Source organism: Kitasatospora sp. NPDC101157 (assembly GCF_044768255.1).
Lineage (GTDB): Bacteria > Actinomycetota > Actinomycetes > Streptomycetales > Streptomycetaceae > Kitasatospora.
Genome location: NZ_JBIWPL010000001.1, coordinates 488,950 through 511,877, shown reverse-complemented (window position 1 = coordinate 511,877; position 22,928 = coordinate 488,950). Strand labels below are relative to the sequence as shown.

The window sequence follows — 22,928 nt, the reverse complement described above, 5'->3', positions numbered from 1 at the left end:
ACCACCCCCCCCCCGACCGCCCCCTCCCCCGGGCCAGTCCCGGTCACGTCGGCCGGCGGGGGGGCCCCCCCCCCCCGCCCCCCCCCCCCCCCCCCCCCGGGGGGGGCGCGACGGCACGGCCCCGCTCCCGGGTTCTTGAGGGCGGGGCCGTTCGCTTCGGCGGGGCGGGTCAGCCGGTGGTGGCCCGGGGGTGGGCGGCGGCGGTCAGGGCGTGCGCCTGGGCGCGCAGCGCGTCGAGCTGGTCCTGGATCGCGGGTGCGGAGCCGGACGGCCCGCTCGGGGCCGGGACGGTCACCGGCGTTGCGACCGGCGGGAGTTGGGCGAGCAGGTTCTGCAGGAGGCTCTGCACGGAGGCGACGAGCTGCTGGACGGCGCCGAGGCCAGGGACGGTGGAGGTCACCGAGGAGAGCAGGCTGGTTACCTGCTTGAGGAGGTCACCGACCGCCCCGAGGGCCGCGGTCGAATCCGATACGGCCTGAGCGGTGGGGGGCGTCGGGAGGGTGGGGAGCGTGGGGAGGGCCGGGGCGGCCGGGGCAGCGGGCACGGCGGGCAGCGCGGGCACCGCCGGATCGTCGGCCCCGGCGGTGGGCGGGTCCTGGACCGCCGGATCGACGGCCGGGAAGGTGGTCGGCGGCGCCGGGGCCGTGACCGGGGCGACCGGGACGACGACGGCGGTCGGGGCTGTGACCGTGGTTCGGGGGGCGCCGGCTCCATGGCCGGCGGCAGTGGCGGACCCCGTGGCGACCATGGTCAGCGCGAGGGCTGCGGTCAGCACGGCGGCCATCCGGGTGGCACGCATGGGTACTGCTTCCTCTTGGTGGGAGTCAGGCGAGACCGCCTGACTCCCCACCGTGCGGTCGCCGTCCGGGCGCAGCCACCGCAGGTACGCCGAACGGCGGCGCGTCGCGCCCTGACGTGTCGTCGGCTCCCGTGGCCTCAGCCCACCACCCAGTCCGCGGTGCTGCGGTGCGCGCCCAGCCCCACCGAGTCGAACTCGTCCGCCCGCCCCGGTGCGACGTACCCGCCGAGCCACCGCAGGGCCCGGGAGATCGGGGTGCCCTCGGCCGGCCGGGGCTGGAACTCCTCGCTGGTGAGCGGGCCCAGGACGATCCGGCCGTCCGACCAGACGGCGGCGCGCTGGGTGCCGACGCCGCCGCAGTACTCGGCCTCGACGCAGGCGATCGGACCGGCCTTCGACCAGGCGGCGAGCCGGAGTTCGAAGCCGTCCGGGTGCCAGCCGAATCCCGCCCCGCCGCCGGGCCTGGGCACAGCGGCGTCGCCCTGGAGCGCGGCCAGCACGGCGGAGGTGACCGGGATCAGTGCCAGCCCCTGCGCCAGCGGCACCACCCGGGCCGCCGGCACCTCCGCGGCCGCCACCGTCAGCAGCTCCACCATGCCTATCAGCGCCTGGAGTTCATACGACATGCCGGCCATGCTGTCCCACACCACCGACAGTCGGCGCGGAATTTATGATTCCGTGCCCGGCCGGAGGCCGTAGAGCAGGGTGAAGAGGGTCACGTCCACGGCGTCGTCGGCCGTACTCGGACCTTCCGCCGTGAGCTCGTCGAGGAGTTCCTTGAGCCGGGCCTGCAGCCGGGCCAGCCGTGCCGGTTCGAGCCGCAGTGAGAAGTCCGCGAACAGACCGGACGGGGTGCCCGCGTCGCCCTGCGGGCTGCCGAAGTCCAGCCGCCCGTCGGCGACGTGGGCGCGGAACTCGCCGCGGACCCGGTCGAGCGCGGCCAGCATGGCGTCGTACGCCTCCAAGCGGGCCGGGGAGTCGGCGGTGAACATCTCCGGGGCGAGCCGGATGGAGTCCTGGGCGACCTGGTAGCGGCTCTCCACGATGCCCGACACCAGCCGGGTGCCCGCCACCAGGATCAGTCCGGCCTTCTCCAGCTGTTTGATGTGCCGGTAGAGCTTGGTCTGCGGTTCGCCGAGCTCGGCGGCGAGTTCCTTGGCGGTCAGCGGGCGGTCGGCGGCGGTCTTCAGCGCGCCGAGGATGGCGAGGCGCAGCGGGTCGGCCAGCGCCTTGAGCACGGCGACATCGCCCACCTGGCGCTCCTTCACCCAGGTGGTGGGCTGCTGCTGCTCGTCCCCGTCGGCGGGTTCCCGTTCGTGCTCGGCCACGGGGCCACCCTCGCAGATCGACCGCTCGGCACGCAATCACTCTTCGGTGAGCACTCACCCTTGCGCAATCGCTCACGCACACATCATCATTCACCGAGACGTGAACGATGACGGTTGGCGCGAACGATGGGGGTCGGGACATGACGGAGTGCACCACAACAGCGGACGAGCGGGCGACGGACGAGCGGGCGACGGGCCAGCAGCCGGGGGACGGGCAGCCGACGGACGACCGGAGGGCCGACGCACCACCGCCCGTACCACTGCGACGCAACCTGCGCTTCCAGGCCCTGTGGATCGGCCAGTCCTGCGCGACCCTCGGCATGCGGATCGGCGAAACCGCCTTCCCCCTGCTGGTGCTCGCTCTCACCGGCTCCGCCACCGCCGCCGGGGCCTTCGGCGCGGTGGAGATGGCCACCACCCTGCTGCTCGGTGTCCACGGCGGCGTGATCGCCGACCGGCTGGACCGCCGCCGGGTGCTGCTCGTCGCCGACACCGCCCGCCTGCTGGCCCTCGCCAGCATCCCCGCCGCGCTGGCCCTCGGCCGGCCGTCCCTGGTCCACCTGCTGGTGGTGGCCGCCGTGATCGGCGCGACCGTCGCCTACACCGGCCCGATCCGGCTGCTGGCGCTGCGTTCCGTCGTCACTCCGGAGCAGCTGCCGCAGGCACTCGCCCAGGACGAGGCCCGGATGAGCGGCGCCGCACTGGCCGGCCCGCCGCTGGCCGGGTTCCTCTTCGGGCTCGGCCGCTCGGTGCCCTTCCTCGGCGCGGCGTTCGCCTCCCTGGTCTCCCTGGTGTCCGCGCTGGTGGTGCGCTTCCCCAGCCCGGCCGCGCCGCCGCGGGGGGAGAAGGGCGGCGCGCTGGCCGGCTTCCGCGTCCTCGCCGCCTCCCCGCTGCTGCGCCCCGCCCTGGCCGTGCTGCTGGTGATCAACCTGACCGGGGCCGCGCTGCTGCTGCCCGTCATGGTGCTGCTGCGCGAGCACGGCACCGGCAGCGGCGGGATCGGCCTGGCGCTGGCCGGCGAGGCGGTCGGGGCGCTGGCGGGGGCGCTGCTGGTCTCGCGGCTGCACCGGCTGGCCGGCCCCGGCGTGCTGCTGCTGGCCGTGGCCTGGACCGCCGTGCCGGTACCGCTGGCGCCGCTGCTGCCCGGCGGGGCGGTCACCGTCTTCGTCGCCCTGTTCGTGGTCGGCGCGGGTGTCCCGGCCCTGCGGGTGATGCTCGACCTGCTGGTCTTCCGTCAGGTGCCGGACGAGCTGCGCGGCCGGGTGATCGCCGCGACCGTGACGCTGCTGACCGCCGGAATGCCCGCCGGGGCCTTCGCCGCCGGTCTGCTGCTGGACCACCTCTCCCCCGCCGCCGCCCTGGCCTCCATCGCCGGGGTGCTCGCCGCCGCGCTGCTGCCCGCGACCGCGAGCCGCACGCTGCGCCGCGCCGCCTGGCCCGCCGCCGCCACCGCCACGACCAGCTGACCGGCGGTCACCAGCGAGGAGCGGCCGCTGGTGCCCGGCATGCGCTTCTCGATCGAGCCTGGCGCCTACCTGCCGGGCCGGTTCGGGATGCGGACGAGGACATCGTGACCGCCCCCGCGAGCGGCGGACGGCGCCTCGACAACACCCCGCACGAACTCGCCACCGTGGCCTGACACCTGGGGGCCGCCTGCCCCAGCTGCCCCGTCCGGCCCGGTTTGGGGGCCTTTGCCCGGCCGTATTTGACCCAACCGTGGGATTTTCTTACGGCCCGGTCATAGTTCACCCAGAGTCCTTCAAGCTTCCGTTGCTAGTTTCGGTGAGCATGACGAAGCTGCTCAGTCCGGCCCCGCCCTCCCCGGTGCGGGCCGGACGACTGCGTTCCGTGACCGACCGCGACCGCCGAACCGGACTGTCGAGACTTCGGCTGCTGGCCTGGCCGGTCTACCTGACCGCCTTCGTCTGGTTCCTGGCCACCCAGGGAATGGCCTTCGCCAACGACGTGGTGTTCCTCTGGCTGATCGGCGCCCTGCTGACCGCCGCCGTCCACAGCGGCCACGGCGGGCGCGGCTTCCTCCTGGTGCTGCGCGACTGGGTCCCGGTGATGGCCGTGGTCTGGGTCTACTCCCTGCTGCGCGGCTACGGCGCCCACACCCCCTGGGCCCCGCACTGGCTGCCCCAGCTGCGCGCCGACGAGGTGCTCGGCTCCGGCGAGACCTGGACCGTACGGCTCCAGCACGCGCTCTACACCCCGGGCTCACCGCGCTGGTACGACTACGCGGCGACGGCTGTCTACCTCTCCCACTTCCTCGTGGTCTTCGTCCTGCTCGCGGTGCTCTGGCGGCGCGCCCACCAGCGCTTCCGGCAGCTGCTCGCCTGCTACTTCACCCTGACCTTCGCCGGCTTCGCCACCTACCTGCTCTACCCGGCCGACCCGCCGTGGCTGGTCGCCCAGCAGGGAAACCTGCCGCCGCTGCACCGGGTGGTCTGGGAGACCATCTCCACCATGGGCCTGCCGCAGGCCGACTCGCTGCTGGAGAACGGCAGTCAGTTCGCCAACGACGTCGCCGCGGTGCCCTCGCTGCACTCCGCCTACCCGGCGATGCTGCTGTTCCTGTTCTGGCCGACCGCCGGGCGCAAGCTGCGGGCGCTGCTGGTCGCCTATCCGCTCGCGATGGCGATCACCCTGGTCTACGGCGCCGAGCACTTCATCGTCGACGTCCTCATCGGCTGGACGTACGCGGCCGTGGTGGTGTTCGGCCTGCGCATGCTGCGTGACCGCCGTACGGCACGGGCCGCGGCCACGGCAGACTTGGCCGGGTGAAGCCGACACCGCCACCGATGAAGCCGACTCCCGAACAGCTGCTGGCCGCCCAGGACACCACCATCCCGGACGTCACCGGCCCCGGGCTGCGGGTGCTGTTCTGCGGCATCAACCCGGGCCTGTGGTCCGGCGCCACCGGGCACCACTTCGCCCGCCCCGGCAACCGGTTCTGGCCCGCCCTGCACCGCTCCGGCTTCACCGCGCGCCTGTACCGCCCGGACGAGCAGGGCGAGCTGCCCGCCCTCGGCCTCGGTATCACCAACGTCGCCCCGCGCACCACCGCCAAGGCGGACGAGCTCACCGCCGAGGAACTGCGCGCGGGCGGCGAGGCGCTGCGCGAACGCGTGCTGCGGCTGCGGCCCCGGGTCCTCGCGGTGCTCGGCATCGGTGCCTACCGGACGGCCTTCGGCAAGCGGCAGGCCGCGATCGGCCGCCAGCCGGAGCGCATCGGCGACACCGAGGTGTGGGTCCTGCCCAACCCGAGCGGCCTCAACGCCCACTACACCCTCGACGCGCTGGCCGCCGAGTTCCGCAAGCTCCGTCAGAGCGTCGAGGACTGAGCGGCGCTCAGCCCGGCGGGCAGCGGCAGCTCGCGCAGCTCACGGATCAGCGCCCGGACACCGGGCGTCCCGGCCAGCTCGGGCGTGGTGACGTACCCGACGAAGCGGCTGGGCGGGCGGGGGCCGAGGTCGGTGACGGCCAGTCCGGGCGGGGCGCCGAGCAGCGCCGTCCGGGGCATGACCGCCATGCCGAGGCCCTGGGCGACCAGTGAGAGGGCCACCGTGTCGTCCTCCGCCTCGACGGTCGCGGGCGGCAGCCAGTCCTGCCGCTGCCACCAGTCCCTGGTGTAGGAGTCGCAGTTCTCCGCCCAGTCGACCAGCGGCAACCGGCGGGGCTCCGGATGGTCCTGGGGGTGGGCGAGGGCGTACGACTCCCGGTACAGCCGGACCGCGACCAGGCCGGGGACGGGCGGCGGGCCGCCGGCGTCCAGGGTGGCCAGCCCCAGGTCGGCGCGCCCGTCGGCGACCTCCCCGGCGGTGCCCCGGCCGAGCTCCCGGACGATCCGCACGTGCGGGGTGAGCCCCGGGTGCTCGGCGGCCAGCCGGGCCAGCACGGGCGGCAGCAGGTGGGCGGCGGCGCTCCGGAAGGCGGCGATCCGCAGCGTTCCGGTCACCGGCCCCGCCGCACCGGCCCCGGCCACGGCGTCCCGCACCTCGGGGCCCATCACGGCCAGCAGCCGCAGGATCCGGCGGGCGTACCCGACGGCCCGCGCGCCGGCCTCGGTGGGGCGTGCGCCGTGGCGCCCGCGTTCGAAGAGCACCGCACCGAGCTTCCGTTCACAGGCGCGCACGGCGTGCGAGACGGCGGACTGGGTGGTGTCCAGGCGCGCGGCGGCCGCCGTGAAGCTCCGCTCCTCGTCCACGGCGACCAGGACACGCAGCTCGTGCGGGGCGAGATCGGTCATGCGGCGAACCTATCGGCATCCATCGACACCGCTCATGGAACCCCCCGTTCCATCGATGCCGGCCCCTACTCGGCCGCTCCCGGGCTCCCTACGGTGGGCACGTCCCACCGCACCCCACCCCCACCCGCACCCGCACCCCGTACGGAGCACCGCCGATGTCCCGCCCCACCGCCCGCGCCGTCCACCTGGTCTCCCGCCCCTCGGGCGCGCCGAGCGCAGAGAACTTCGCCTTCGTCGACGAGACCGTCCCGGCCCTGGCCGCCGGCGAGGCCCTCGTCGAGAACCTGTACCAGTCGGTCGACCCGTACATGCGCGAGGAGATGGACGAGGGCGGCTGGGAGCTGCACGCCCCGCTGGAGGGCCGCACCCTCGGCCGGGTCGTCGAGTCCCGGGCCGACGCGCTGCCGGTCGGCGCCCTGGTCTTCCACCGGCAGGCCTGGCGCACCCACTCCGTGGTCACCGCCGAGCGCGCCAACCTGCTGCCCGACTTCGCCGGCGTCCCGCTCAGCGCCCACCTGTCGATCCTCGGCGGCACCGGGCTGTCCGCCTGGGTCGGCCTGACCAGGATCGCCCGGCTCCAGCCCGGCGAGAGCCTGTTCGTCTCGGCCGCGGCCGGGGGCGTCGGCACCGCCGCCGGCCGGATCGCCCGGCTGCTCGGCGCCGGACGGATCGTCGGCAGCACCGGCTCCGCCGCCAAGGCCGCCCACCTCACCGAGCACGTCGGCTTCGACGCCGCCTTCGACTACCACGACGGCCCGATCGCCGACCGCCTGCGCGAGGCCGCCCCGGACGGGCTGCACGTCTACCTCGACAACGTCGGCGGCGACCACCTGGAGGGCGCGATCAGCGCCATGCGCGCGCACGGCCGGATCGCGTGGTGCGGCGCCGTCGCCCAGTACGACGACGCGAAGAACCCGCCGGCCGCGACGCGCAACCTCTACGACGTGGTCGGCAAGAGCCTGCGCCTGGAGGGCTTCCTGGTCCGCAACCACCTGGACGCCCGCCCCGAGCTGTACGACTTCCTCGTCCCCCACCTGCGCTCCGGCACCGTCGTCCCGGACGAGACCGTGGTGGACGGCTTCGACCGCGTGGTGGAGGCCTTCCTGGGCATGCTGCGCGGCGCCAACACCGGCAAGATGATCGTCCGGCTCTGAGCCCAGCCGGCCGGGTCCGGGCCCTGCCGCGGGGTGACGGCCTTCAGCACCAACCCCTACAGCGGGGTGACGGCCATCAGCACCACCCCTACAGCGGGGTGACGGCCTTCAGCACCACCAGCAGGGCCACCGCCGCGTTGAGCGCGCACAGCGCCGAGGCCGCCGTACCGACCGCGGCGACCATCGCGGCCAGGCCCGCCGGGGTCTTGGCCGGCGGCCAGTTGCGGGCCGTCGGCACGGGGCCGAGCAGCGCCGCGACCCGGCGCGGCACCGGGCCGGGCTGGGTGGCGGCCGGGGCGGCGAAGGCCGCGAAGCCCGGCGCCGGGGCGGCGTGCGAGACCAGGGCGGCGCGGGCCACCGCCCGGGCGGTGATCCGCCGGTCGCCGACCACCTGGGCCGACTCCTCGTCCGCCCACCGCTCCGCGCTGAACGCCACCGCCTCCTGGAGCGGCCGCAGGAACGGGTTGACGCAGGCGGCGAGCTGGGTGGTCAGCAGGTAGCGGTGGTGGCGGTGGCGCAGGTGCGCCCGCTCGTGCGCGAGCAGCGCCACGCGCTCGTCCTCGGCCAGCCCGTCCAGCATCCCGGTGGAGACCACCACCCGCCCGGGCGAGCCGGGCAGCGCGTAGGCGTACGGACTGCGGTCCGGCAGCACCGCGAGGCCCTCCTCCCCGGCCGGCCCCTCGGGCAGTCCGGCCAGTGCCCGCCGGGCCCGGGAGCGGACCCGCAGGTGCCGCACGACCGTCCGGCAGCAGGTGAAGCCGACCAGCACCAGCAGCCACATCGCGGCCGTGCCGACCGTCTCGTGGTACGGCAGCGCGTGCCGCACCACCGGGTCCGACCAGCTGTCCGGCAGCGGGTTGCCCGGGATCTGCGCGGTGCCCACCACGCCGATCAGCCCCAGGCACAGCACGCTGCACACCGCCATCACGGCGCTGATCACCGTCATCAGCCGGGCCGCACCGCGCGGGTGCAGGTGCTGCTCGGTCAGCCGGGCGATCGGCACCGCGGTCAGCGGCAGGATGAGCGGGAGGAAGACGAAGAAGCCCACGGATCAGCTCTCACGGTCGGCCGCTGCCGGATCCGCGGACGCGGCGTCCAACAGCGCCCTCAGCAGTTCCTCGTCGTGCGGCAGCAGCGCGGTGACGAAACTGGCGAGGACCGCGTCCCGGTCCGCCTCGCCGTCGAGCATCCGGCGCATCCGCAGCGCGGCCAGCCCGGCGGCGTCCGAGGAGGCCTGCCACAGGTAGGAGCGGCCGGAGCGGCTCCGGGAGACGGCGTTCTTGGCGTGCAGCCGGGACAGGATGGTCATCACCGTGGTGTACGCGAGGTCGCCCTCCAGGCGTTCCTGGACCCACCCCGCGCTGGCCGGGCCGGGCGCCTGCTGGAGCACCGCCAGCACCTGCGCCTCCAGCTCGCCCTGGCCGCGCCTGCGGGCCGGCGCGTCCCCGGACGCCGGGGCGTGCCTCTCGTCTGCCATGACGGCCCACTCCCTCCGGATGCCGCGCCCCGGACCGACGCGGGGCGCGGGCTCATCCTAACGAGCGGGAGGCTCCTCCGGACGGGTCAGCGCCGGGGTTCGCGGGCGCACGACATCGCCGGGGAACCGGCCGGACGGCCCTCAGACCCGGGCCCGCTGGGTGACCGCGATGCAGAGCAGCACCACCACCGCCGTCACCGGCGCCGCCACCGGCAGGTCCTCGCCCAGCAGCAGCACCGACCAGAGCAGCGTCAGCAGCGGCTGGGCGAGCTGCAGCTGACTGGCCCTCGGCACGCCGATCACGGCCATCCCCCGGTACCAGAGCACGAACCCGCCGAGCTGCGAGACCGCCGCGACGTACGCCAGCCCCGCCAGCGCCTTCCCGCCGAGGTGCACGGGCTCCGCGGCCAGCCCGTACCCGGAGGTCAGCAGCATCACGGGCAGCGCGGCCACCACCGCCCAGGCGATCACCCGCGCGCCCGGGAGCTCCCGGGACAGCCGCCCGCCCTCCGCGTACCCGGCCGCGCAGACCAGCAGGCCGAGGAACAGGTAGAGGTCGGCGAGGGTCGGCCGGCCGTGGCTCTGCAGCAGGGTGAAGGCCAGTACGGCCACGGCCCCGGCCAGCGCCGCCGCCCAGAACACCCGGGACGGCCGACGGCCGGTGCGCAGCGCCGCGACCACCGCCGTGGCCAGCGGCAGGACGCCGATGACCACCGCGGAGTGGGCGGTCGAGGAGGTCCGCAGGGCGAGCGTGGTGAGCAGCGGGAAACCCACCACGCAGCCGGCCGAGACCACCAGCAGGCCGGGCAGCTGCCGCCGCTCGGGCAGCGGGGCGGCGGAGGCCAGCAGGTACAGCCCGGCCAGCACCCCGGCCACGGCGCCGCGCAGCCCCGTCGAGGTCCACGGGCCGAAGCCGGTCAGGGACCACGCGGTGGCCGGGAAGCTGAGCGAGAAGGAGGCCACCCCGAGGGCGGCGAGGGCGGTGCCGGAGGCGCGGTCGGGGTGCTGCGCCGCTACCGCCACCGTACGAGTAGCGCTATCTTGTGCCGTCATGAACGAGCGTAGCAGCGTGGCCGAACTCGCCGAAAGCCTGCGGCGGGAGGTCGAGCGCTACCCAGAGGGACGGAAGCTCCCCTCCAGCCGGGCCCTGATGGAACGCCACCAGGTCAGCCCCGGAACGGTCTCCCGCGCCATCGCGGTGCTGGTCGCCGAGGGACTGGTGGTCTCCCGGCCCGGCGCGGGGGTGTTCCGGGCGGCGGCCTTCGCGGCGGCCCCGGGCGGCCCGGCGGCACCGGCCGGCCGCCCCGGCGACCTCTCCTGGCAGGAGGTCGCGCTCAGCGCCGGCTCCGGCCCGCGCGACCTGCTCGCCGCTCCGGTGTTCGCCACCCTCCGGGTGCCCCCGCCGGACGTCATCGACCTCAACAGCGGCTACCCGCACGCCTCCCTGCTGCCCGAGCGGCTGCTCGCCACCGCCCTCGCCCGGGCCGGCCGCCGCCCCGGCGCCTGGGACCGCCCGCCCACCGATGGCCTCACCGAGCTGCGCGGCTGGTTCGCCCGCGACATCGGCGGCCACGCCGGGCCGATCGGCGCCGGGGACGTCCTGATCACCTCCGGCGGGCAGGGCGGCCTCACCGTCGCGATGCGCTCGCTCGCCGCGCCCGGCTCACCGGTGCTGGTCGAGTCGCCGACGTACTCGGGCATCCTCGCGGTCATCCGGGCCGCCGGGCTGCGGCCGGTGCCGGTACCGGTCGACGCCGACGGGGTCCGCACCGACCTGCTGGCCGACGCCTTCGAGGCCACCCGGGCGCGGGTGTTCGTCTGCCAGCCGCTGTTCCAGAACCCCACCGGGGCGGTGCTCTCGCCCGCGCGCCGGGCCGAGGTGCTGCGGATCGCCCGGGCGGCCGGGGCCTTCGTGATCGAGGACGACTTCGCCCGGCTGCTCGTCCACGCGGACGCCCCGGCGCTGCCCCGCCCGCTCGCCGCCGACGACCGGGACGGCGTCGTGGTGCACCTTCGCTCGCTCACCAAGGCCGCCTCCCCCAACCTGCGGGTCGGCGCCCTCACCGCGCGCGGCCCGGCGCTCGCCCGGCTGCGGGCCACCCAGGTGGTGGACAGCTTCTTCGTGCCCCGGCCGCTGCAGGAGGCGACGCTGGAACTGGTCGCCGACCCGGCCTGGGCCCGCCACCTGCGCACGCTCGGTGCCGAACTGCGCGACCGCCGCACGGCCGCCGTGGCCGCGCTGCACCGGGAACTGCCCGGCGTGCTCGACGCCTACCGGCCCGGCGGCTACCACCTGTGGCTGCGCTTCCCGGACGGCACCGACGACGACGCCCTCGCCGCCGCCGCCCTGCGCGCCGGCGTCCAGGTCACCCCCGGCCGCCCGTACCACGCCGCCGAACCCCCGGCCCCGCACCTGCGCCTCAGCTACGCCGCCGCCGACGGCCCCGCCCAGGTGGCGGAGGGCGTCCACCGCCTGCGGACGGCGTACGAGGAGTCGGCGGGCTGAGAGGCCGCCGGCCCGCTACCGCCGGTACCCCGCCATCCGCTCCAGCCGGGCGATCCGCTCGGCCATCGGCGGGTGGGTGGAGAACAGCCTGGCGCCGGCCTCGCCCGGGCGGAACGGGCTGGCGATCATCATGTGGCTCGCGGTCTGCAGCTGGGGCTCCGGCGGGAGCGGCAGCTGGCGGGTGCCGGCGTCGAGCTTGCGCAGGGCACTGGCGAGGGCGAGCGGGTCGCCGGTGATCCGGGCGCCGTCGGCGTCGGCCTGGTACTCGCGGGAGCGGCTGACGGCCATCTGGATGAGCCCGGCGGCGATCGGCCCCAGGATCATGATGGCGAGCATCCCGAACAGCCCCGGGCCGTCGTCGTCCTCGCTCCGGCCGAACGGGATCAGCCAGGCGAAGTTCACCAGGAACATCACCACCGAGGCCAGCGCCCCGGCGACCGAGGAGATCAGGATGTCCCGGTTGTAGACGTGGCTCAGCTCGTGCCCGAGCACGCCCCGCAGCTCGCGGTCGTCCAGGATCTGCAGGATGCCCTCGGTGCAGCAGACCGCCGCGTTGCGCGGGTTGCGGCCGGTGGCGAAGGCGTTCGGGGCCGGGGTCGGGGAGATGTAGAGCCGGGGCATCGGCTGGCGGGCCGAGGTGGAGAGCTCGCGCACGATCCGGTACAGGCCGGGCGCCTCGAACTCGCTGACCGGGCGGGCCCGCATGGCCCGCAGGGCGATCCGGTCGCTGTTCCAGTACGCGTAGGCGTTGGTCCCGAGGGCGACCAGCAGGGCGACCAGGAAGCCGGTCCGGCCGAAGAAACTGCCGATCACCAGGATCAGCGCCGAGAGGCCACCGAGCAGGACGGCGGTCCTCAGTCCGTTGTGCCGGCTGTGCACGTCAGGCCCTCCAGTGGTGCGGTGGGGAAGCCCTTTCCGCCTCGTCCCTCTTGCCCGGTCAACGGGCGGGGCCGGGGACCTTGTTCCCTTGTGACCGACGCGACACCGCCGCGCCGCCGCCGCACCACCCGGACGGCCCCCGGGCCGAGGACTCGCGCCCGGCCCGGGCCCGGGCTCAGAACAGACTGCCGCCGGCGACCTGGAGGACCAGCTGCGGGGCGACCGACAGCACCACCGCCGCCGAGGCGGTGAGCCCCAGCGTGGCGGTCAGGCTGACCGGCAGCCTCGGCTCGGCGCCGGGCGCGACCGCCGCTGGGTCCGCCGGGGCGAACAGCCGGGCCGTCCACAGCAGGTAGTAGTACAGGGCGACGACCACGTTGACGGCCATCACCACGGCCAGCCACCCCAGCCCGGCGTCGACCGCCGCGCGGAACACCACGACCTTGCCGAACAGGCCGATCACGCCCGGCGGCAGCCCGGCCAGGCAGAGCAGGAAGAAGGCGAGCGCGAGCGCCGTCCAGCGGTTGCGGGCGAACAGGCCGCGGAAGTCGTCCACGCTGGTCCCGGCCCGGCGGCCGACGGCCGCGACCACCCCGAAGGCGCCGAGGTTCACCACGCCGTAGATCAGCGCGTACGCGGCGGTCGCACCGAGCGGGTCGGCCCCCGTGGGCGCGTACCCGGCGGCGGCGAGCGGCACCAGCAGGTACCCCGCCTGGCCGACCGAGGACCAGGCGAGCAGCCGCACCGCGCTGTACCGGGTGTCGAAGCGCTGCCGCAGCGCGCCGACGTTGCCGACGGTCATCGTGACGGCCGCCAGCACGGCGAGCGCCAGCCCCCACGTGTGGGCGTACGGGCGGAACGCGACGGTGGTGGCGAGCGCCAGACCGGACAGGCCGGCCGCCTTGCCGACCACCGAGAGGTAGCCGGCCACCGGCAGCGGAGCGCCGGTGTAGGTGTCGGGCAGCCAGAAGTGGAACGGGACGGCGGCGACCTTGAAGGCGAAGCCGACCAGCGTCAGCACGGCCCCGGCCTCGGCCAGCGCCTTGAGCTGGCCGGGCGCGTGCTCCAGTCCCTGGGCGACGGCGCCGAGGTGCAGGCTGCCGCTCGCCGCGTAGACGAAGCCGATGCCGAGCAGCATCACGGCGGTCGCGGTCACCGAGGAGACGAAGAACTTGAGCGCGGCCTCCGCGCCCCGGCCGTCCCGGCGCAGCGCGACCAGGGCGAAGGCGGGCAGCGAGGCGACCTCCAGGGCGATCACCATGGTGGCGAGGTCGCGGGAGGCGGGCAGCAGCGCGGCGCCGGTGGCGCTGGAGAGCAGCAGGAACCAGTACTCGCCGCGGGGCAGCTTCTCGGTCTCCACGGTGTGCACCGACAGCAGCGCCGCGATCAGCGCGCCGCCGAGGGCGAGCAGCTGGAACACCAGGGCGAAGTGGTCGGCGACGTAGGAGCAGCCGCCCACGGCGGAGCCGCTGACCGAGGGAGTGTCAGTGGCCCCTGCTACGTTCCGGACACAGAAGGTCGCTCGGGGTGACCCACCGGTCAGCGGGAGGAGTGCGATGAGGGCGAGGGCGAGTCCGGCCGTGGTGATGCGACCGAGCCACTTCTTGTGCCGCTCGGGCAGGAACAGGTCGGTGACCAGCACGGCGAGGGCGGCCACGGCGGCGATCAGCGGGGGCGCGATCGCCACCCAGTCCACGGACTGGATCAGGCTGCCCGGGTTGGCTACGGCGAGGGAGGTCACAGTGTGCTGCCCCGTGGAGTGAGGTCCGAGTGCGGCGGTGTGGGCTGCGAGCACGGTCAGCCACCCCCGAGGAGGTGCTTGACGGCAGGGTCGGAGAGGCCGAGCAGGAGGGCGGGCCAGAGGCCGGCCACCAGCGTGAGCGCGGCCAGCGGCGTCCAGCTGACGGCCTCGTACGGGCGCAGGTCGGGCAGCCGGTCCACCGGCGCGGGCTGGGCGGGGTCGCCCATGCAGACGCGCTTGACCACGATCAGCAGGTAGGCGGCGGTGAGGAGGGTGCCGAGACCGGCCAGGACCATGTAGGTGACGAAGGCGGGGCGCGACAGCCCGGCGGCCGGGTCGAAGGCGCCGAACATGGCGAGCAGCTCGCCCCAGAAGCCGGCCAGCCCGGGCAGGCCGAGGCTGGCGACGGCGGCGAAGGCGAGCAGCGCGCCGATCCGGGGTGCCCGCCCGTACAGGGCGGCGCCGGTGGCCCCGGAGAGGGTGTCGAGGTCCGCCGTGCCGTAGCGGTCCTTGAGCGCGCCGACGACGAAGAACAGCAGACCGGTGATCAGACCGTGGGCGATGTTGGCGAACAGCGCGCCGTTGACGCCCACCGGGGTGAGGGAGGCGATGCCCAGCAGCACGAAGCCCATGTGGCCGACGGAGGAGTACGCGATCAGGCGCTTGAGGTCGCCCTTGGATCCGGGGCGGGCGAGCGCCAGGCAGGCCAGCGAGCCGTAGACGATGCCGACGGCGGCGAAGGCGCCCAGGTAGGGGGCGAGCGTCGCGGTGCCGTCCGGCACGACCGGCAGCAGGACGCGGACCAGCCCGTAGGTGCCCATCTTCAGCAGCACGCCGGCGAGCAGCACCGAGCCCACCGTCGGGGCGGCGGTGTGCGCGTCGGGGAGCCAGCTGTGCAGCGGCCAGGCGGGGGCCTTGACCGCCAGCCCGACCATGATCGCCAGCGCGGCGATCACCTGGGTGGTGTGGCTCAGGCCGCTGCCGTGCGCGGCGGCCAGCGCCTGCATGTCGAAGGTGCCGGCCTTGCTGCCGACCAGCAGGAAGCCGAGCAGCATCACGGCCGAGCCGAGCAGCGTGTAGAGGATGAACCGGTTGGCGGCGGGGGTCTTCGCGCCGCTCCCCCAGCGGGCGATCAGGAAGTACATCGGGATCAGCACGATCTCGAAGGCCAGGAAGAAGAGCAGGAGGTCCAGGACCGCGAAGGTGGCGAGCATGCCGACTTCGAGGAGCAGGAACAGTCCGACGAAGGCCTGTGCCGAGGGACGGTGCTCGTCAGGGGCGCCGCCCCGGACGTCCCCACCCGGCAGCCGCTTCTCCGAGTACAGCGCGCAGAGGAAGGTGAGCAGCGCGGTCAGCACGATCAGCGGCAGCGAGACGCCGTCCACCCCGAGGTGGAAGCGCACGCGCAGCGCCGGGATCCAGGACACGTCGGTGGTGGCCTGCATCCGGGCCGGTGCGCCGTGGTCGAAGCCGGCCGCGAGGGCGACGGAGACCAGGAACACCGCGCCGGTGACCACGGAGTTCAGCCGCAGCGCCCGCCGGTCGGCGACGGCCCGGTCCGGTCCGAACACCGGTGCCAGGGTGAGCGCGGCGCCGAGCAGTGGCAGCACCAGGAGGGCGATGAGGACCGCGTTCATCGGGGGCTCCCAGCTGGGGTGAACGGGACGGGGGTGGAGGACAGCAGCACCGGCTACACCGCCACCAGGACGGCGAGCAGGACGACCCCGGCGAGCAGCGCGCTGAGGTAGGTCTGCGCGTTGCCGGTCTGCGCGAGCCGGACGGCCCGGCCGAGCAGGTTGGCGCCGATCCCGCTGCCCTGGACGTAGCCCTCGACGACCTCGCGGTCGAGGAAGCGGACCAGCTGGGCGGCGGCGGCCACCGGACGGACGAACAGCAGGTGGTACAGCCGGTCGACGCCGAAGCCGTGCCGGGCCGGGCCGAACAGTGGGCCGAGCAGGGTGCGTCCGGGGTCGGCGACGATCACCTCGGCGGCGGGGGCTCCGGCCTGCTCGGGCACCCGGCCGACCGCGGCCGGGGCGGGACGGCCGGTGGCCAGCCGCGCGGTGGCCGAGCGCCAGGCGCCGTAGGCGGCGAGCACCCCGACCACGGCCAGCCCGGTGCCGGTCACGGCGGTGACGCCGGTGGGGCGCAGCGAGCCGCCGTCCAGCAGCGCGGGCAGCCAGTCCGAGCGCAGCCCGGCGACACCGAAGGCCATGGTCGGAACGGCCAGCACCCAGAGCGGCCAGCGCATCGCGGGCGGCTCGGCGGTGGCCGGGTCGGCCTCGTCCAGCTCGGGCGAGTACGGCGCGCCGGCCTCGTGGTCGGCCACCACCGTCGCCCGGTCGGCGGCGGGCAGCACCTCGGGTGCCGCCGCGGCCGCACCGGCCGGGCTGTGGAAGGTGACCAGGAACAGCCGGGTGGCGTAGGCGCCGGTGAGCAGTGCGGTGAGCCCGGCCGAGATCAGCACGATCCAGCCGGCCGCCTGCGGCACGCCCGAGGCCGGGCCGAGCCCGTTGGTCAGCGCTTCGCCGTTGGCGGCGTGCTCGGCGGCGGTCAGCACCGCCTCCTTGCTGAAGAAACCGGAGAACGGCGGCAGCCCGGCCAGCGCGACCAGCCCGATGCCGGTCGTCCAGTAGGCGTCCGGCACCCGCTTGCGCAGCCCCGGGATCCGGGACATCGCGGAGACGGAGTTGGTGTGCGCGGCGTGGATCACCACACCGGCGGCCAGGAACAGCAGCGCCTTGAACGCGCCGTGGCTGACCAGGTGGAACACCGAGGCCTCGCGGTCGCCGCTGGCCAGCGCGCCGGCCATGTAGCCGAGCTGGCCGACGGTGGAGTAGGCGAGCACCCGCTTGAGGTCGTCCTGGGCGAGCGCGCACAGCGCCGAGCCGATCATCGTCACGGCGGCCATCACGGCGAGCACGACCAGGGCCGCGCCCGACTGCAGGAACACCGGCATCAGCCGGGCCACCAGGTAGATGCCGGCCGCGACCATGGTGGCGGCGTGGATCAGCGCGGAGACCGGCGTGGGGCCGGCCATCGCGTCCGGGAGCCAGGTGTGCAGCGGGAACTGGGCGCTCTTGCCGGCCACGCCGGCGAGCAGCAGCAGCGCGATCAGCGTCGGGTGGCCGAGCCTGCCCTCGCCCGCGGCCGCCAGCACGTCCGGGATCCGGAAGCTGTGGGCGTCCGCGCCGAGCAGGAAGATCCCGAACAGGAACGGCACGTCACCGAGCTTGGTGACCAGGAAGGCCTTGAGCGAGGCCGAGCGGGCGTCCGCGGTCTCCCAGTGGTGGCCGATCAGGAAGTACGAGCAGACGCCCATGACCTCCCAGCCGACCAGCAGCACGATCAGGTCGCCCGAGAAGACCACCAGGAACATCGCCGCGGTGAAGAGCGAGACCAGCGCCGCGTACGAGGGGTAGCGCGGGTCCTCCTTCAGGTACGCGGTCGAGTAGACCTGGACACAGGTGGCGACCAGGCCGACCAGCACGGAGATCAGCGAGCTGAAGCCGTCCAGGTGGACGGCCAGCGAGATGTCCGGGCCGCCGGTCGGGGTGAGCCGGGTGGCCGCGTCCAGGGTCTGGCCGGTGCCGAGCTGGAGGGCGACCACCAGGGCGAGCACGGCCGAGACGGCGACCGGGACGATCGCCAGCGGCCGGGCCAGCCCGGGCGCCTTCTTGCCGGTGGCCAGGGTCGCGGCGGCCCCGAGTGCGGGCAGCGCGGGGACGAGGGCGGGCAGGGCGAGGTTCATGCGGTGGGCCGGCCCTTCAGTGCCTCGGCTGCGGCCGGCTCCTCCTCGACGGTGGCGTACGGCTCGGCCGGGTCGCCGAGCGCGGTGGCCCGGTCGATGTCCGCGGTGCCCCGGGCCCGGAACAGCAGCAGGACGATGGCGAGCCCCAGCCCGATCTCGGCGGCGGCGACGGTGAGGGTGAACAGGGTGAGCGCCTGCCCGGCGTGCAGCGAGTCCCGCAGCCAGGCGTCGAAGGCGACCAGGTTGAGGTTGACGGCGTTGAGCATCAGCTCGACGGACATCAGCACCAGGACGGCGTTGCGCCGGGCGAGGACGCCGTACACGCCGACGCTGAACAGCAGCGCGGAGAGGACGACGGGGTACGCGAGGTGCATCAGCTCTCCTCGGTCACGGACGGCGCGGGCGACGCGGGCGGCGCGGCGGCCTCCGGAGCGGTGCGCGGCGCGGTAGCGGCGACGGTTCCGTTGGACCCGACCGGCCGACCGGCCCGCAGCTTGCCCGCCCGCGGCGCCGGCACCCGGCGCTTGGACCCGCGGGACAGCACGATCGCGCCGACCAGCGCCGCCAGCAGCAGCACGGACAGCGCCTCGAAGGGCAGCACCCAGTTCCGGAACAGGCCGGCCCCGGTGACGGCGGCCGAGCCGCCGCCCGCGCCGAGGTCGATCCAGGAGGTCCGGAAGGCGTCGACGACCAGCGTCACCAGCGTCCCGGCCGAGGCCAGCGCGACGACCAGGGCGACCCAGCGGTTCTTGGAGTCGGCGTCCGGCGAGCGCCCGATCGGCGCCTTGGTGAGCATCAGCCCGAACAGCACCAGCACGATCACCGAGCCCAGGTAGATCAGCACCTGCACCCAGGCGATGAACTCCGCCGTGAGCAGCAGGAACTCCACCGCCAGCCCGCCGAGCGCGACCACCAGCCAGAGCGCGGCGTGCACCAGCTGCTTGGTGGTGACGGAGACGACCGCCGCGCCGAGCACCGCGATGCCGACCAGCAGGAAGACGATCTCCTGGCCGGTCGGGGACAGGAACGAACGGGCGGCCGGCTCCAGCGAGCCGGTCGCCGCGAGGAGCGTGGCAGCGCCCGTCATGCGTCGTCACCCTTCTCCTCGGCGGCGGCCGCAGCGGCGGCCGCCAGCTTGTCCGCCGCCTTGCGCGCGGAGGCGATCTCCTTGGGCTCCTCGGCCGCCGGGTCCAGCGCCGGCGGCGCCGGGACGGTCCACATCCACTCCCGGAGCTTGTCCCGCTCGTGGGTCAGCTCGTGGATGTCGGTCTCCGCGTACTCGAACTCCGGCGACCAGAACAGCGCGTCGAAGGGGCACACCTCGATGCAGATCCCGCAGTACATGCAGAGCGAGAAGTCGATGGCGAACCGGTCCAGCACGTTGCGGGTGCGGGCCCGCGCGTTCGGCTCGGCGGCCGGCAGCGTCTCCTTGTGGGAGTCGATGTAGATGCACCAGTCCGGGCACTCGCGCGCGCAGAGCATGCACACCGTGCAGTTCTCCTCCAGCAGCGCGATGACGCCGCGCGAACGCGGCGGCAGCACCGGCTGCACGTCGGGGTACTGCGCGGTGACGCTCTTCTTCGTCATCGTCCGCAGCGTCACGGCCAGGCCCTTCGCCAGGCCGACACCGGGAAAACTCATGAGATCGCCACCTTGATGATGCCGGTGAGGGCCAGCTGGACCAGCGCGAGCGGGATCAGGCCCACCCAGGCGAAGCGCATCAGCTGGTCCTCGCGCAGGCGCGGGTAGGTGACCCGCAGCCAGATGACCACGAAGGCCAGCGCGAAGGTCTTGAGGAGCATCCACAGCCAGCCGAGCTGGTCGGCCATCGGCCCGTGCCAGCCGCCGAGGAAGAGCACCGCCGTCAGCGCCGACACCACCAGGATGCCCACGTACTCGGAGAGCAGGAACAGCGCGAAGCGCAGACCGGTGTACTCGGTGTACGCGCCGAAGATGATCTCCGAGTCGGCGACCGGCATGTCGAACGGCGGCCGCTGCAGCTCGGCCAGACCGGCCGTGAAGAACACGAAGGCGCCGATGATCTGCCAGGGCAGCCAGTACCACTGCCAGGCGTCCAGGATCCCGGGCAGCGACAGGGTGCCCGCGGCCATCGCCACCGAGGCCGCCGCGAGCACCATCGGCAGCTCGTAGGACATCAGCTGCGCGGCCGTGCGCAGGGCACCGAGCAGGGAGAACTTGTTCGCCGAGGCCCAACCGGCCATCAGCTTGCCGATCACGCCGACGCCCATCACGGCCAGCACGAAGAACAGCCCCGCGTCGATCGCCTGGCCGACGAAGCCGTCCGGCCCGACCGGGATCGCCAGCAGCACGAACAGGTACGGCAGCAGCGAGACGGCGGGCGCCAGCTGGAAGACCCGGCGGTCCGCCTCGGCGGGGACGATGTCCTCCTTCTGCGCGAACTTCACGCCGTCCGCGACGAGCTGCGCCCAGCCGTGGAAGCCGCCCGCGTACATCGGGCCGAGCCGGCCCTGCATGTGCGCCATGACCTTGTGCTCGGTCTGGCCGATGACCAGCGGGAAGACCAGGAAGACGACGAGGGTGGCGACGCAGCGGAGCACCGTGTCGAGCAGGTTCACGCGCCGTCTCCGTCCTGGTCGGCCGCTCCGGCCGAGTTCTCGTCCTTCTGCGCCGCCCCGGCCGAGGGCTCCTCGCCCGAGGGCTTCTCGGCCGAGGGCTTCTCGGCCGCGGGCTCCTCGACCGAGGGCTCCTCGACCGAGGGCTTCTCGTCGTGGGCCGGCACCGGGTTGTGCCAGGGCGCGTCGGAGGACCGTGGCCGGGCCGGAGCCGCCGGCTCGGCCGGAGCCCCGGCGGCCGCCGGGGCCTCCTCGGCCGGCTGGCTGACCGATCCCTCGGACACCGAACGGGTCCGCCGCGGCCGGTCTGCCCGCACCGGCGGCGCGCCCTCGGCGACCGGAGCAGCGGGAGCGGCAGGAGCGCCCGGAGCCTCGGCCTCGGCCGCGCCCTGGCTCGCCGACCCCTCGGACACCGAGCGCGTCCGCCGCGGCCGGTCCGCCCGCACCGCCGGGGCGCCCTCGGCACCGGCGGCCGTGGCCGCGGCCGCGCCCGCACCGGCCCGGGGCGTCCGCGCCGCCGCACCCGCCGCCCGCGCACCGCGCGCGGGCCGCTCGGCGACCGGCGGCAGGGTGCCCTTGAGCGGCCCCCACTCGTTCGGGTCCGGCACACCGGCCGGCTGCATCTTGCGGCGGGCCGGCCCGCCGCCGTGGTCCGACTCGCCCGGTTCCTTGGCGCCCGGCCAGTCCTTGGCGACCCGCGCCGCGAGCACGAACTCCTTGCGCAGCGGGTGCCCCTCGAAGCCGTCCGGCAGCAGCAGGGTGGCCAGGTACGGGTGCCCGGGGAAGTCGATGCCGAACATCTCGTGGGTCTCGCGCTCGTGCCAGGCGGCCCCCGCGTACACCGTGACGGCGCTGGGCAGCGCGGCCCCGTCGCGCGGCACCCGGGTGCGCAGCGCGAGGTGGCGCACCCCCGGTGCCTCGGCGGCGGCCAGGTGCGCGACCACGGAGAAGCCCTCGGCGAGCTCGTCGACGGCGCTCAGCCAGTCGAAGAAGCCCAGGCCCAGCACGTCCCGGGCACTGGTGAGCGCCTCGATCCAGCGCTCGGCCGGCACGTCGACGGTGATCAGCCCGTACGCCTCGGCGCCGGTCGCCCACTCCCCGACCGACGCCGCGTACTGCTCAGGCGTGGTCACGAGACCCCTCTCTCGGACGGGCCGGCCGAGGGCCCCGGCACCAGCGGACGGCGCAGCGCCGCCGCGGGCGCGGCGTACCGGCCGGGCAGGGATTCGGCGGCGATCTTCTCCTGCAGCTTGAGGATGCCCTGGAGCAGCGCCTCCGGCCGCGGCGGGCAGCCGGGCACGTAGACGTCGACCGGGATGATCTGGTCCACGCCCTTGGTGACGGAGTACGAGTCCCAGTACGGGCCGCCGGAGTTGGAGCAGGCGCCGAAGGAGATGACGTACTTCGGCTCGGGCATCTGCTCGTAGAGGCGCTTGACCGCGGGCGCCATCTTGTCGGTGACCGTCCCGGAGACGATCATCAGGTCCGCCTGACGGGGGCCGGGCGCGAACGGGATGACGCCCATCCGGATGAAGTCGTGCTTGGCCATGGACGCGGCGATGAACTCGATCGCGCAGCAGGCCAGGCCGAAGTTGAAGCACCAGAGGCTGTAGCGGCGGCCCCAGTTGAGCACGACCTTGACCGGGTCCGGCGCGAGCCGGGCCAGCGGGCCGAGGCCGCGGCGCTCGACGGCGCCGGGGTGCGCGGGGTCGGGCAGGCCGAGCGGGACGGGACCGCCCTGGGCGCCGTGCGAGTGGGTGTGCGTCACGTCCATTCCAGAACGCCCTTCTTCCAGGCGTAGAGCAGTCCGACCGCGAGGAAGCCGATGAAGAGGAACATCTCGACCAGCGTTGCGGCGCCGTACCCGGCGGCGGCGAAGACGGTCGCCCACGGGAACAGGTAGATCGCGTCGACCGCGAAGATCACGTACAGGAAGGCGTACACGTAGTAGCGGATCTGGGTGTGCGCCCAGTCCTCGCCCACCGGGTCCACCCCGCACTCGTAGGCGAGGAGCTTCTCGGGCGAGTACACCACCGGCCGCAGCAGCCGGTTGGCGGTGAACGCCACGGTGACGAAGAGCACCCCGACGACGGCCAGCAGGCCCATCGCGGCGTACGCGTCGAAGTAGCCGCTGCCGACCGCCGGGTCGGCCGCGACGGCAGCCGCCTGCTGCCACTCCATGCCTTCGCCTCCACCTCGGCCGCGAATCCGCCCTCAAGACAGTTCTACGACTTTTCCTCACACGGTCTTAACCGTGGCCAATGCGTGAGTCTAAGGGGACGGCTCCACTCCCCCCGAAACCTGCCCGCTCCGCAAGACGTCCCGTGGACACCCGGATGAACGCCCGGGGACCGGCCGGGGGTGGGGATAACCCCCGGCCCGGAAGATGTATCACCCCCATGGCACGTCCCGCCCCCGATTCGGGAAGCTTGGTCCGCCAGCTCGAA

The 22,928-nt window shown here is 74.6% G+C and carries 23 protein-coding genes and 1 pseudogene; 6 read left to right on the top strand and 18 right to left on the bottom strand.

Annotation, left to right across the window (positions count from 1 at the left end; translation table 11 throughout):
• Positions 1 to 169: 169 nt before the first annotated feature.
• From ACIRVF_RS02300 to ACIRVF_RS02290, 3 genes are all read right to left on the bottom strand, one after another.
• Positions 170 to 799, bottom strand: a complete 630-nt coding sequence (locus ACIRVF_RS02300) for a hypothetical protein (RefSeq protein ID WP_402812485.1) — start codon at positions 797 to 799, stop codon at positions 170 to 172.
• 137 nt (positions 800 to 936) lie between these two features.
• Entirely contained in the window at positions 937 to 1,425 is a 489-nt protein-coding gene (locus tag ACIRVF_RS02295) for a hypothetical protein (protein ID WP_402812483.1), read from the bottom strand.
• A gap of 42 nt (positions 1,426 to 1,467) precedes the next feature.
• Entirely contained in the window at positions 1,468 to 2,127 is a 660-nt protein-coding gene (locus ACIRVF_RS02290) for an ArsR/SmtB family transcription factor (protein ID WP_402812480.1), read from the bottom strand.
• 140 nt (positions 2,128 to 2,267) lie between these two features.
• Here ACIRVF_RS02290 and ACIRVF_RS02285 point away from each other — a divergent pair, with 140 nt between their 5' ends.
• From ACIRVF_RS02285 to mug, 4 genes and pseudogenes are all read left to right on the top strand, one after another.
• On the top strand, positions 2,268 to 3,593 hold the full coding sequence (locus ACIRVF_RS02285) for an MFS transporter (RefSeq protein ID WP_402812477.1): 1,326 nt from the start codon (positions 2,268 to 2,270) through the stop codon (positions 3,591 to 3,593).
• A gap of 6 nt (positions 3,594 to 3,599) precedes the next feature.
• Positions 3,600 to 3,766, top strand: a pseudogene (locus ACIRVF_RS02280) (M24 family metallopeptidase); the annotation flags it as partial.
• Positions 3,767 to 3,915: 149 nt separating this feature from the next.
• The gene (locus tag ACIRVF_RS02275) at positions 3,916 to 4,914 is read left to right on the top strand and encodes a phosphatase PAP2 family protein (protein WP_402812474.1); all 999 of its coding nucleotides are present in this window, start codon (positions 3,916 to 3,918) and stop codon (positions 4,912 to 4,914) included.
• A gap of 17 nt (positions 4,915 to 4,931) precedes the next feature.
• Positions 4,932 to 5,474: a G/U mismatch-specific DNA glycosylase gene (gene mug / locus ACIRVF_RS02270; RefSeq protein ID WP_402812471.1), complete on the top strand. Its 543-nt coding sequence runs from the start codon at positions 4,932 to 4,934 to the stop codon at positions 5,472 to 5,474.
• On the opposite strand, the gene ACIRVF_RS02265 is transcribed toward mug, so the two are convergent.
• The gene (locus tag ACIRVF_RS02265; protein WP_402812468.1) at positions 5,456 to 6,379 is read right to left on the bottom strand and encodes a LysR family transcriptional regulator; all 924 of its coding nucleotides are present in this window, start codon (positions 6,377 to 6,379) and stop codon (positions 5,456 to 5,458) included. The genes mug and ACIRVF_RS02265 overlap by 19 nt on opposite strands.
• Before the next feature lie 155 nt (positions 6,380 to 6,534).
• Here ACIRVF_RS02265 and ACIRVF_RS02260 point away from each other — a divergent pair, with 155 nt between their 5' ends.
• Positions 6,535 to 7,533 (top strand): NADP-dependent oxidoreductase, encoded by a 999-nt coding sequence (locus tag ACIRVF_RS02260; RefSeq protein WP_402812466.1) that lies wholly within the window; start codon positions 6,535 to 6,537, stop codon positions 7,531 to 7,533.
• A gap of 88 nt (positions 7,534 to 7,621) precedes the next feature.
• On the opposite strand, the gene ACIRVF_RS02255 is transcribed toward ACIRVF_RS02260, so the two are convergent.
• The 3 genes from ACIRVF_RS02255 to ACIRVF_RS02245 all read right to left on the bottom strand — a co-directional run bounded on the left by ACIRVF_RS02255 (position 7,622) and on the right by ACIRVF_RS02245 (position 10,063).
• Complete coding sequence (locus tag ACIRVF_RS02255; RefSeq protein ID WP_402812464.1) at positions 7,622 to 8,581, bottom strand: M48 family metalloprotease; 960 nt, start codon at positions 8,579 to 8,581, stop codon at positions 7,622 to 7,624.
• Positions 8,582 to 8,584: 3 nt separating this feature from the next.
• Positions 8,585 to 9,010, bottom strand: a complete 426-nt coding sequence (locus tag ACIRVF_RS02250) for a BlaI/MecI/CopY family transcriptional regulator (protein WP_030284173.1) — start codon at positions 9,008 to 9,010, stop codon at positions 8,585 to 8,587.
• Between the two features lie 141 nt (positions 9,011 to 9,151).
• Entirely contained in the window at positions 9,152 to 10,063 is a 912-nt protein-coding gene (locus tag ACIRVF_RS02245) for a DMT family transporter (RefSeq protein ID WP_402812462.1), read from the bottom strand.
• Here ACIRVF_RS02245 and ACIRVF_RS02240 point away from each other — a divergent pair.
• Positions 10,062 to 11,516, top strand: a complete 1,455-nt coding sequence (locus tag ACIRVF_RS02240; protein ID WP_402812459.1) for a PLP-dependent aminotransferase family protein — start codon at positions 10,062 to 10,064, stop codon at positions 11,514 to 11,516. The genes ACIRVF_RS02245 and ACIRVF_RS02240 overlap by 2 nt on opposite strands.
• Positions 11,517 to 11,531: 15 nt before the next feature.
• Here the strand turns inward: ACIRVF_RS02240 and htpX are convergent, their stop codons facing one another.
• The 11 genes from htpX to ACIRVF_RS02185 form a co-directional block, all read right to left on the bottom strand.
• Positions 11,532 to 12,395 carry a zinc metalloprotease HtpX gene (htpX, locus tag ACIRVF_RS02235; RefSeq protein WP_402812456.1) on the bottom strand — a complete coding sequence of 288 codons (864 nt, stop codon included), beginning with the start codon at positions 12,393 to 12,395 and terminating at the stop codon, positions 11,532 to 11,534.
• Between the two features lie 175 nt (positions 12,396 to 12,570).
• Positions 12,571 to 14,136, bottom strand: a complete 1,566-nt coding sequence (locus ACIRVF_RS02230; protein WP_402812453.1) for an NADH-quinone oxidoreductase subunit N — start codon at positions 14,134 to 14,136, stop codon at positions 12,571 to 12,573.
• Positions 14,137 to 14,192: 56 nt separating this feature from the next.
• Positions 14,193 to 15,773: a NuoM family protein gene (locus tag ACIRVF_RS02225; RefSeq protein WP_402812451.1), complete on the bottom strand. Its 1,581-nt coding sequence runs from the start codon at positions 15,771 to 15,773 to the stop codon at positions 14,193 to 14,195.
• A 53-nt stretch (positions 15,774 to 15,826) separates the two neighbouring features.
• Positions 15,827 to 17,887: an NADH-quinone oxidoreductase subunit L gene (locus tag ACIRVF_RS02220; protein ID WP_402812448.1), complete on the bottom strand. Its 2,061-nt coding sequence runs from the start codon at positions 17,885 to 17,887 to the stop codon at positions 15,827 to 15,829.
• Entirely contained in the window at positions 17,884 to 18,261 is a 378-nt protein-coding gene (gene nuoK, locus ACIRVF_RS02215) for an NADH-quinone oxidoreductase subunit NuoK (RefSeq protein ID WP_402812445.1), read from the bottom strand. Before nuoK ends, ACIRVF_RS02220 begins: the two co-directional genes overlap by 4 nt.
• Complete coding sequence (locus tag ACIRVF_RS02210; RefSeq protein WP_402812442.1) at positions 18,261 to 18,974, bottom strand: NADH-quinone oxidoreductase subunit J; 714 nt, start codon at positions 18,972 to 18,974, stop codon at positions 18,261 to 18,263. Before ACIRVF_RS02210 ends, nuoK begins: the two co-directional genes overlap by 1 nt.
• Positions 18,971 to 19,528, bottom strand: a complete 558-nt coding sequence (locus ACIRVF_RS02205; RefSeq protein ID WP_402812439.1) for a NuoI/complex I 23 kDa subunit family protein — start codon at positions 19,526 to 19,528, stop codon at positions 18,971 to 18,973. Before ACIRVF_RS02205 ends, ACIRVF_RS02210 begins: the two co-directional genes overlap by 4 nt.
• Complete coding sequence (gene nuoH, locus ACIRVF_RS02200) at positions 19,525 to 20,484, bottom strand: NADH-quinone oxidoreductase subunit NuoH (RefSeq protein WP_402812436.1); 960 nt, start codon at positions 20,482 to 20,484, stop codon at positions 19,525 to 19,527. Before nuoH ends, ACIRVF_RS02205 begins: the two co-directional genes overlap by 4 nt.
• The gene (locus ACIRVF_RS02195) at positions 20,481 to 21,614 is read right to left on the bottom strand and encodes an NADH-quinone oxidoreductase subunit C (protein ID WP_402812433.1); all 1,134 of its coding nucleotides are present in this window, start codon (positions 21,612 to 21,614) and stop codon (positions 20,481 to 20,483) included. The genes nuoH and ACIRVF_RS02195 overlap by 4 nt, the downstream gene beginning before the upstream one ends.
• Positions 21,611 to 22,255, bottom strand: coding sequence for an NADH-quinone oxidoreductase subunit B (locus tag ACIRVF_RS02190; protein WP_402812430.1), 645 nt, complete (start codon positions 22,253 to 22,255; stop codon positions 21,611 to 21,613). Before ACIRVF_RS02190 ends, ACIRVF_RS02195 begins: the two co-directional genes overlap by 4 nt.
• The gene (locus ACIRVF_RS02185) at positions 22,246 to 22,662 is read right to left on the bottom strand and encodes an NADH-quinone oxidoreductase subunit A (RefSeq protein WP_402812427.1); all 417 of its coding nucleotides are present in this window, start codon (positions 22,660 to 22,662) and stop codon (positions 22,246 to 22,248) included. The genes ACIRVF_RS02190 and ACIRVF_RS02185 overlap by 10 nt, the downstream gene beginning before the upstream one ends.
• Positions 22,663 to 22,928 lie beyond the last annotated feature (266 nt).

Coding starts and splice junctions, on each gene's coding strand:
- ACIRVF_RS02185 (WP_402812427.1), bottom strand. CDS start 22,662: ATGGAGTGGCAGCAGGCGGCTGCCGTCGCGGCCGACCCGGCGGTCGGC.
- ACIRVF_RS02300 (WP_402812485.1), bottom strand. CDS start 799: ATGCGTGCCACCCGGATGGCCGCCGTGCTGACCGCAGCCCTCGCGCTG.
- ACIRVF_RS02210 (WP_402812442.1), bottom strand. CDS start 18,974: ATGACGGGCGCTGCCACGCTCCTCGCGGCGACCGGCTCGCTGGAGCCG.
- ACIRVF_RS02190 (WP_402812430.1), bottom strand. CDS start 22,255: ATGGACGTGACGCACACCCACTCGCACGGCGCCCAGGGCGGTCCCGTC.
- ACIRVF_RS02275 (WP_402812474.1), top strand. CDS start 3,916: ATGACGAAGCTGCTCAGTCCGGCCCCGCCCTCCCCGGTGCGGGCCGGA.
- ACIRVF_RS02245 (WP_402812462.1), bottom strand. CDS start 10,063: ATGACGGCACAAGATAGCGCTACTCGTACGGTGGCGGTAGCGGCGCAG.
- ACIRVF_RS02220 (WP_402812448.1), bottom strand. CDS start 17,887: ATGAACCTCGCCCTGCCCGCCCTCGTCCCCGCGCTGCCCGCACTCGGG.
- ACIRVF_RS02285 (WP_402812477.1), top strand. CDS start 2,268: ATGACGGAGTGCACCACAACAGCGGACGAGCGGGCGACGGACGAGCGG.
- ACIRVF_RS02295 (WP_402812483.1), bottom strand. CDS start 1,425: ATGTCGTATGAACTCCAGGCGCTGATAGGCATGGTGGAGCTGCTGACG.
- nuoK (WP_402812445.1), bottom strand. CDS start 18,261: ATGCACCTCGCGTACCCCGTCGTCCTCTCCGCGCTGCTGTTCAGCGTC.
- ACIRVF_RS02240 (WP_402812459.1), top strand. CDS start 10,062: ATGAACGAGCGTAGCAGCGTGGCCGAACTCGCCGAAAGCCTGCGGCGG.
- ACIRVF_RS02265 (WP_402812468.1), bottom strand. CDS start 6,379: ATGACCGATCTCGCCCCGCACGAGCTGCGTGTCCTGGTCGCCGTGGAC.
- ACIRVF_RS02225 (WP_402812451.1), bottom strand. CDS start 15,773: ATGAACGCGGTCCTCATCGCCCTCCTGGTGCTGCCACTGCTCGGCGCC.
- ACIRVF_RS02205 (WP_402812439.1), bottom strand. CDS start 19,528: ATGAGTTTTCCCGGTGTCGGCCTGGCGAAGGGCCTGGCCGTGACGCTG.
- ACIRVF_RS02250 (WP_030284173.1), bottom strand. CDS start 9,010: ATGGCAGACGAGAGGCACGCCCCGGCGTCCGGGGACGCGCCGGCCCGC.
- mug (WP_402812471.1), top strand. CDS start 4,932: ATGAAGCCGACTCCCGAACAGCTGCTGGCCGCCCAGGACACCACCATC.
- ACIRVF_RS02260 (WP_402812466.1), top strand. CDS start 6,535: ATGTCCCGCCCCACCGCCCGCGCCGTCCACCTGGTCTCCCGCCCCTCG.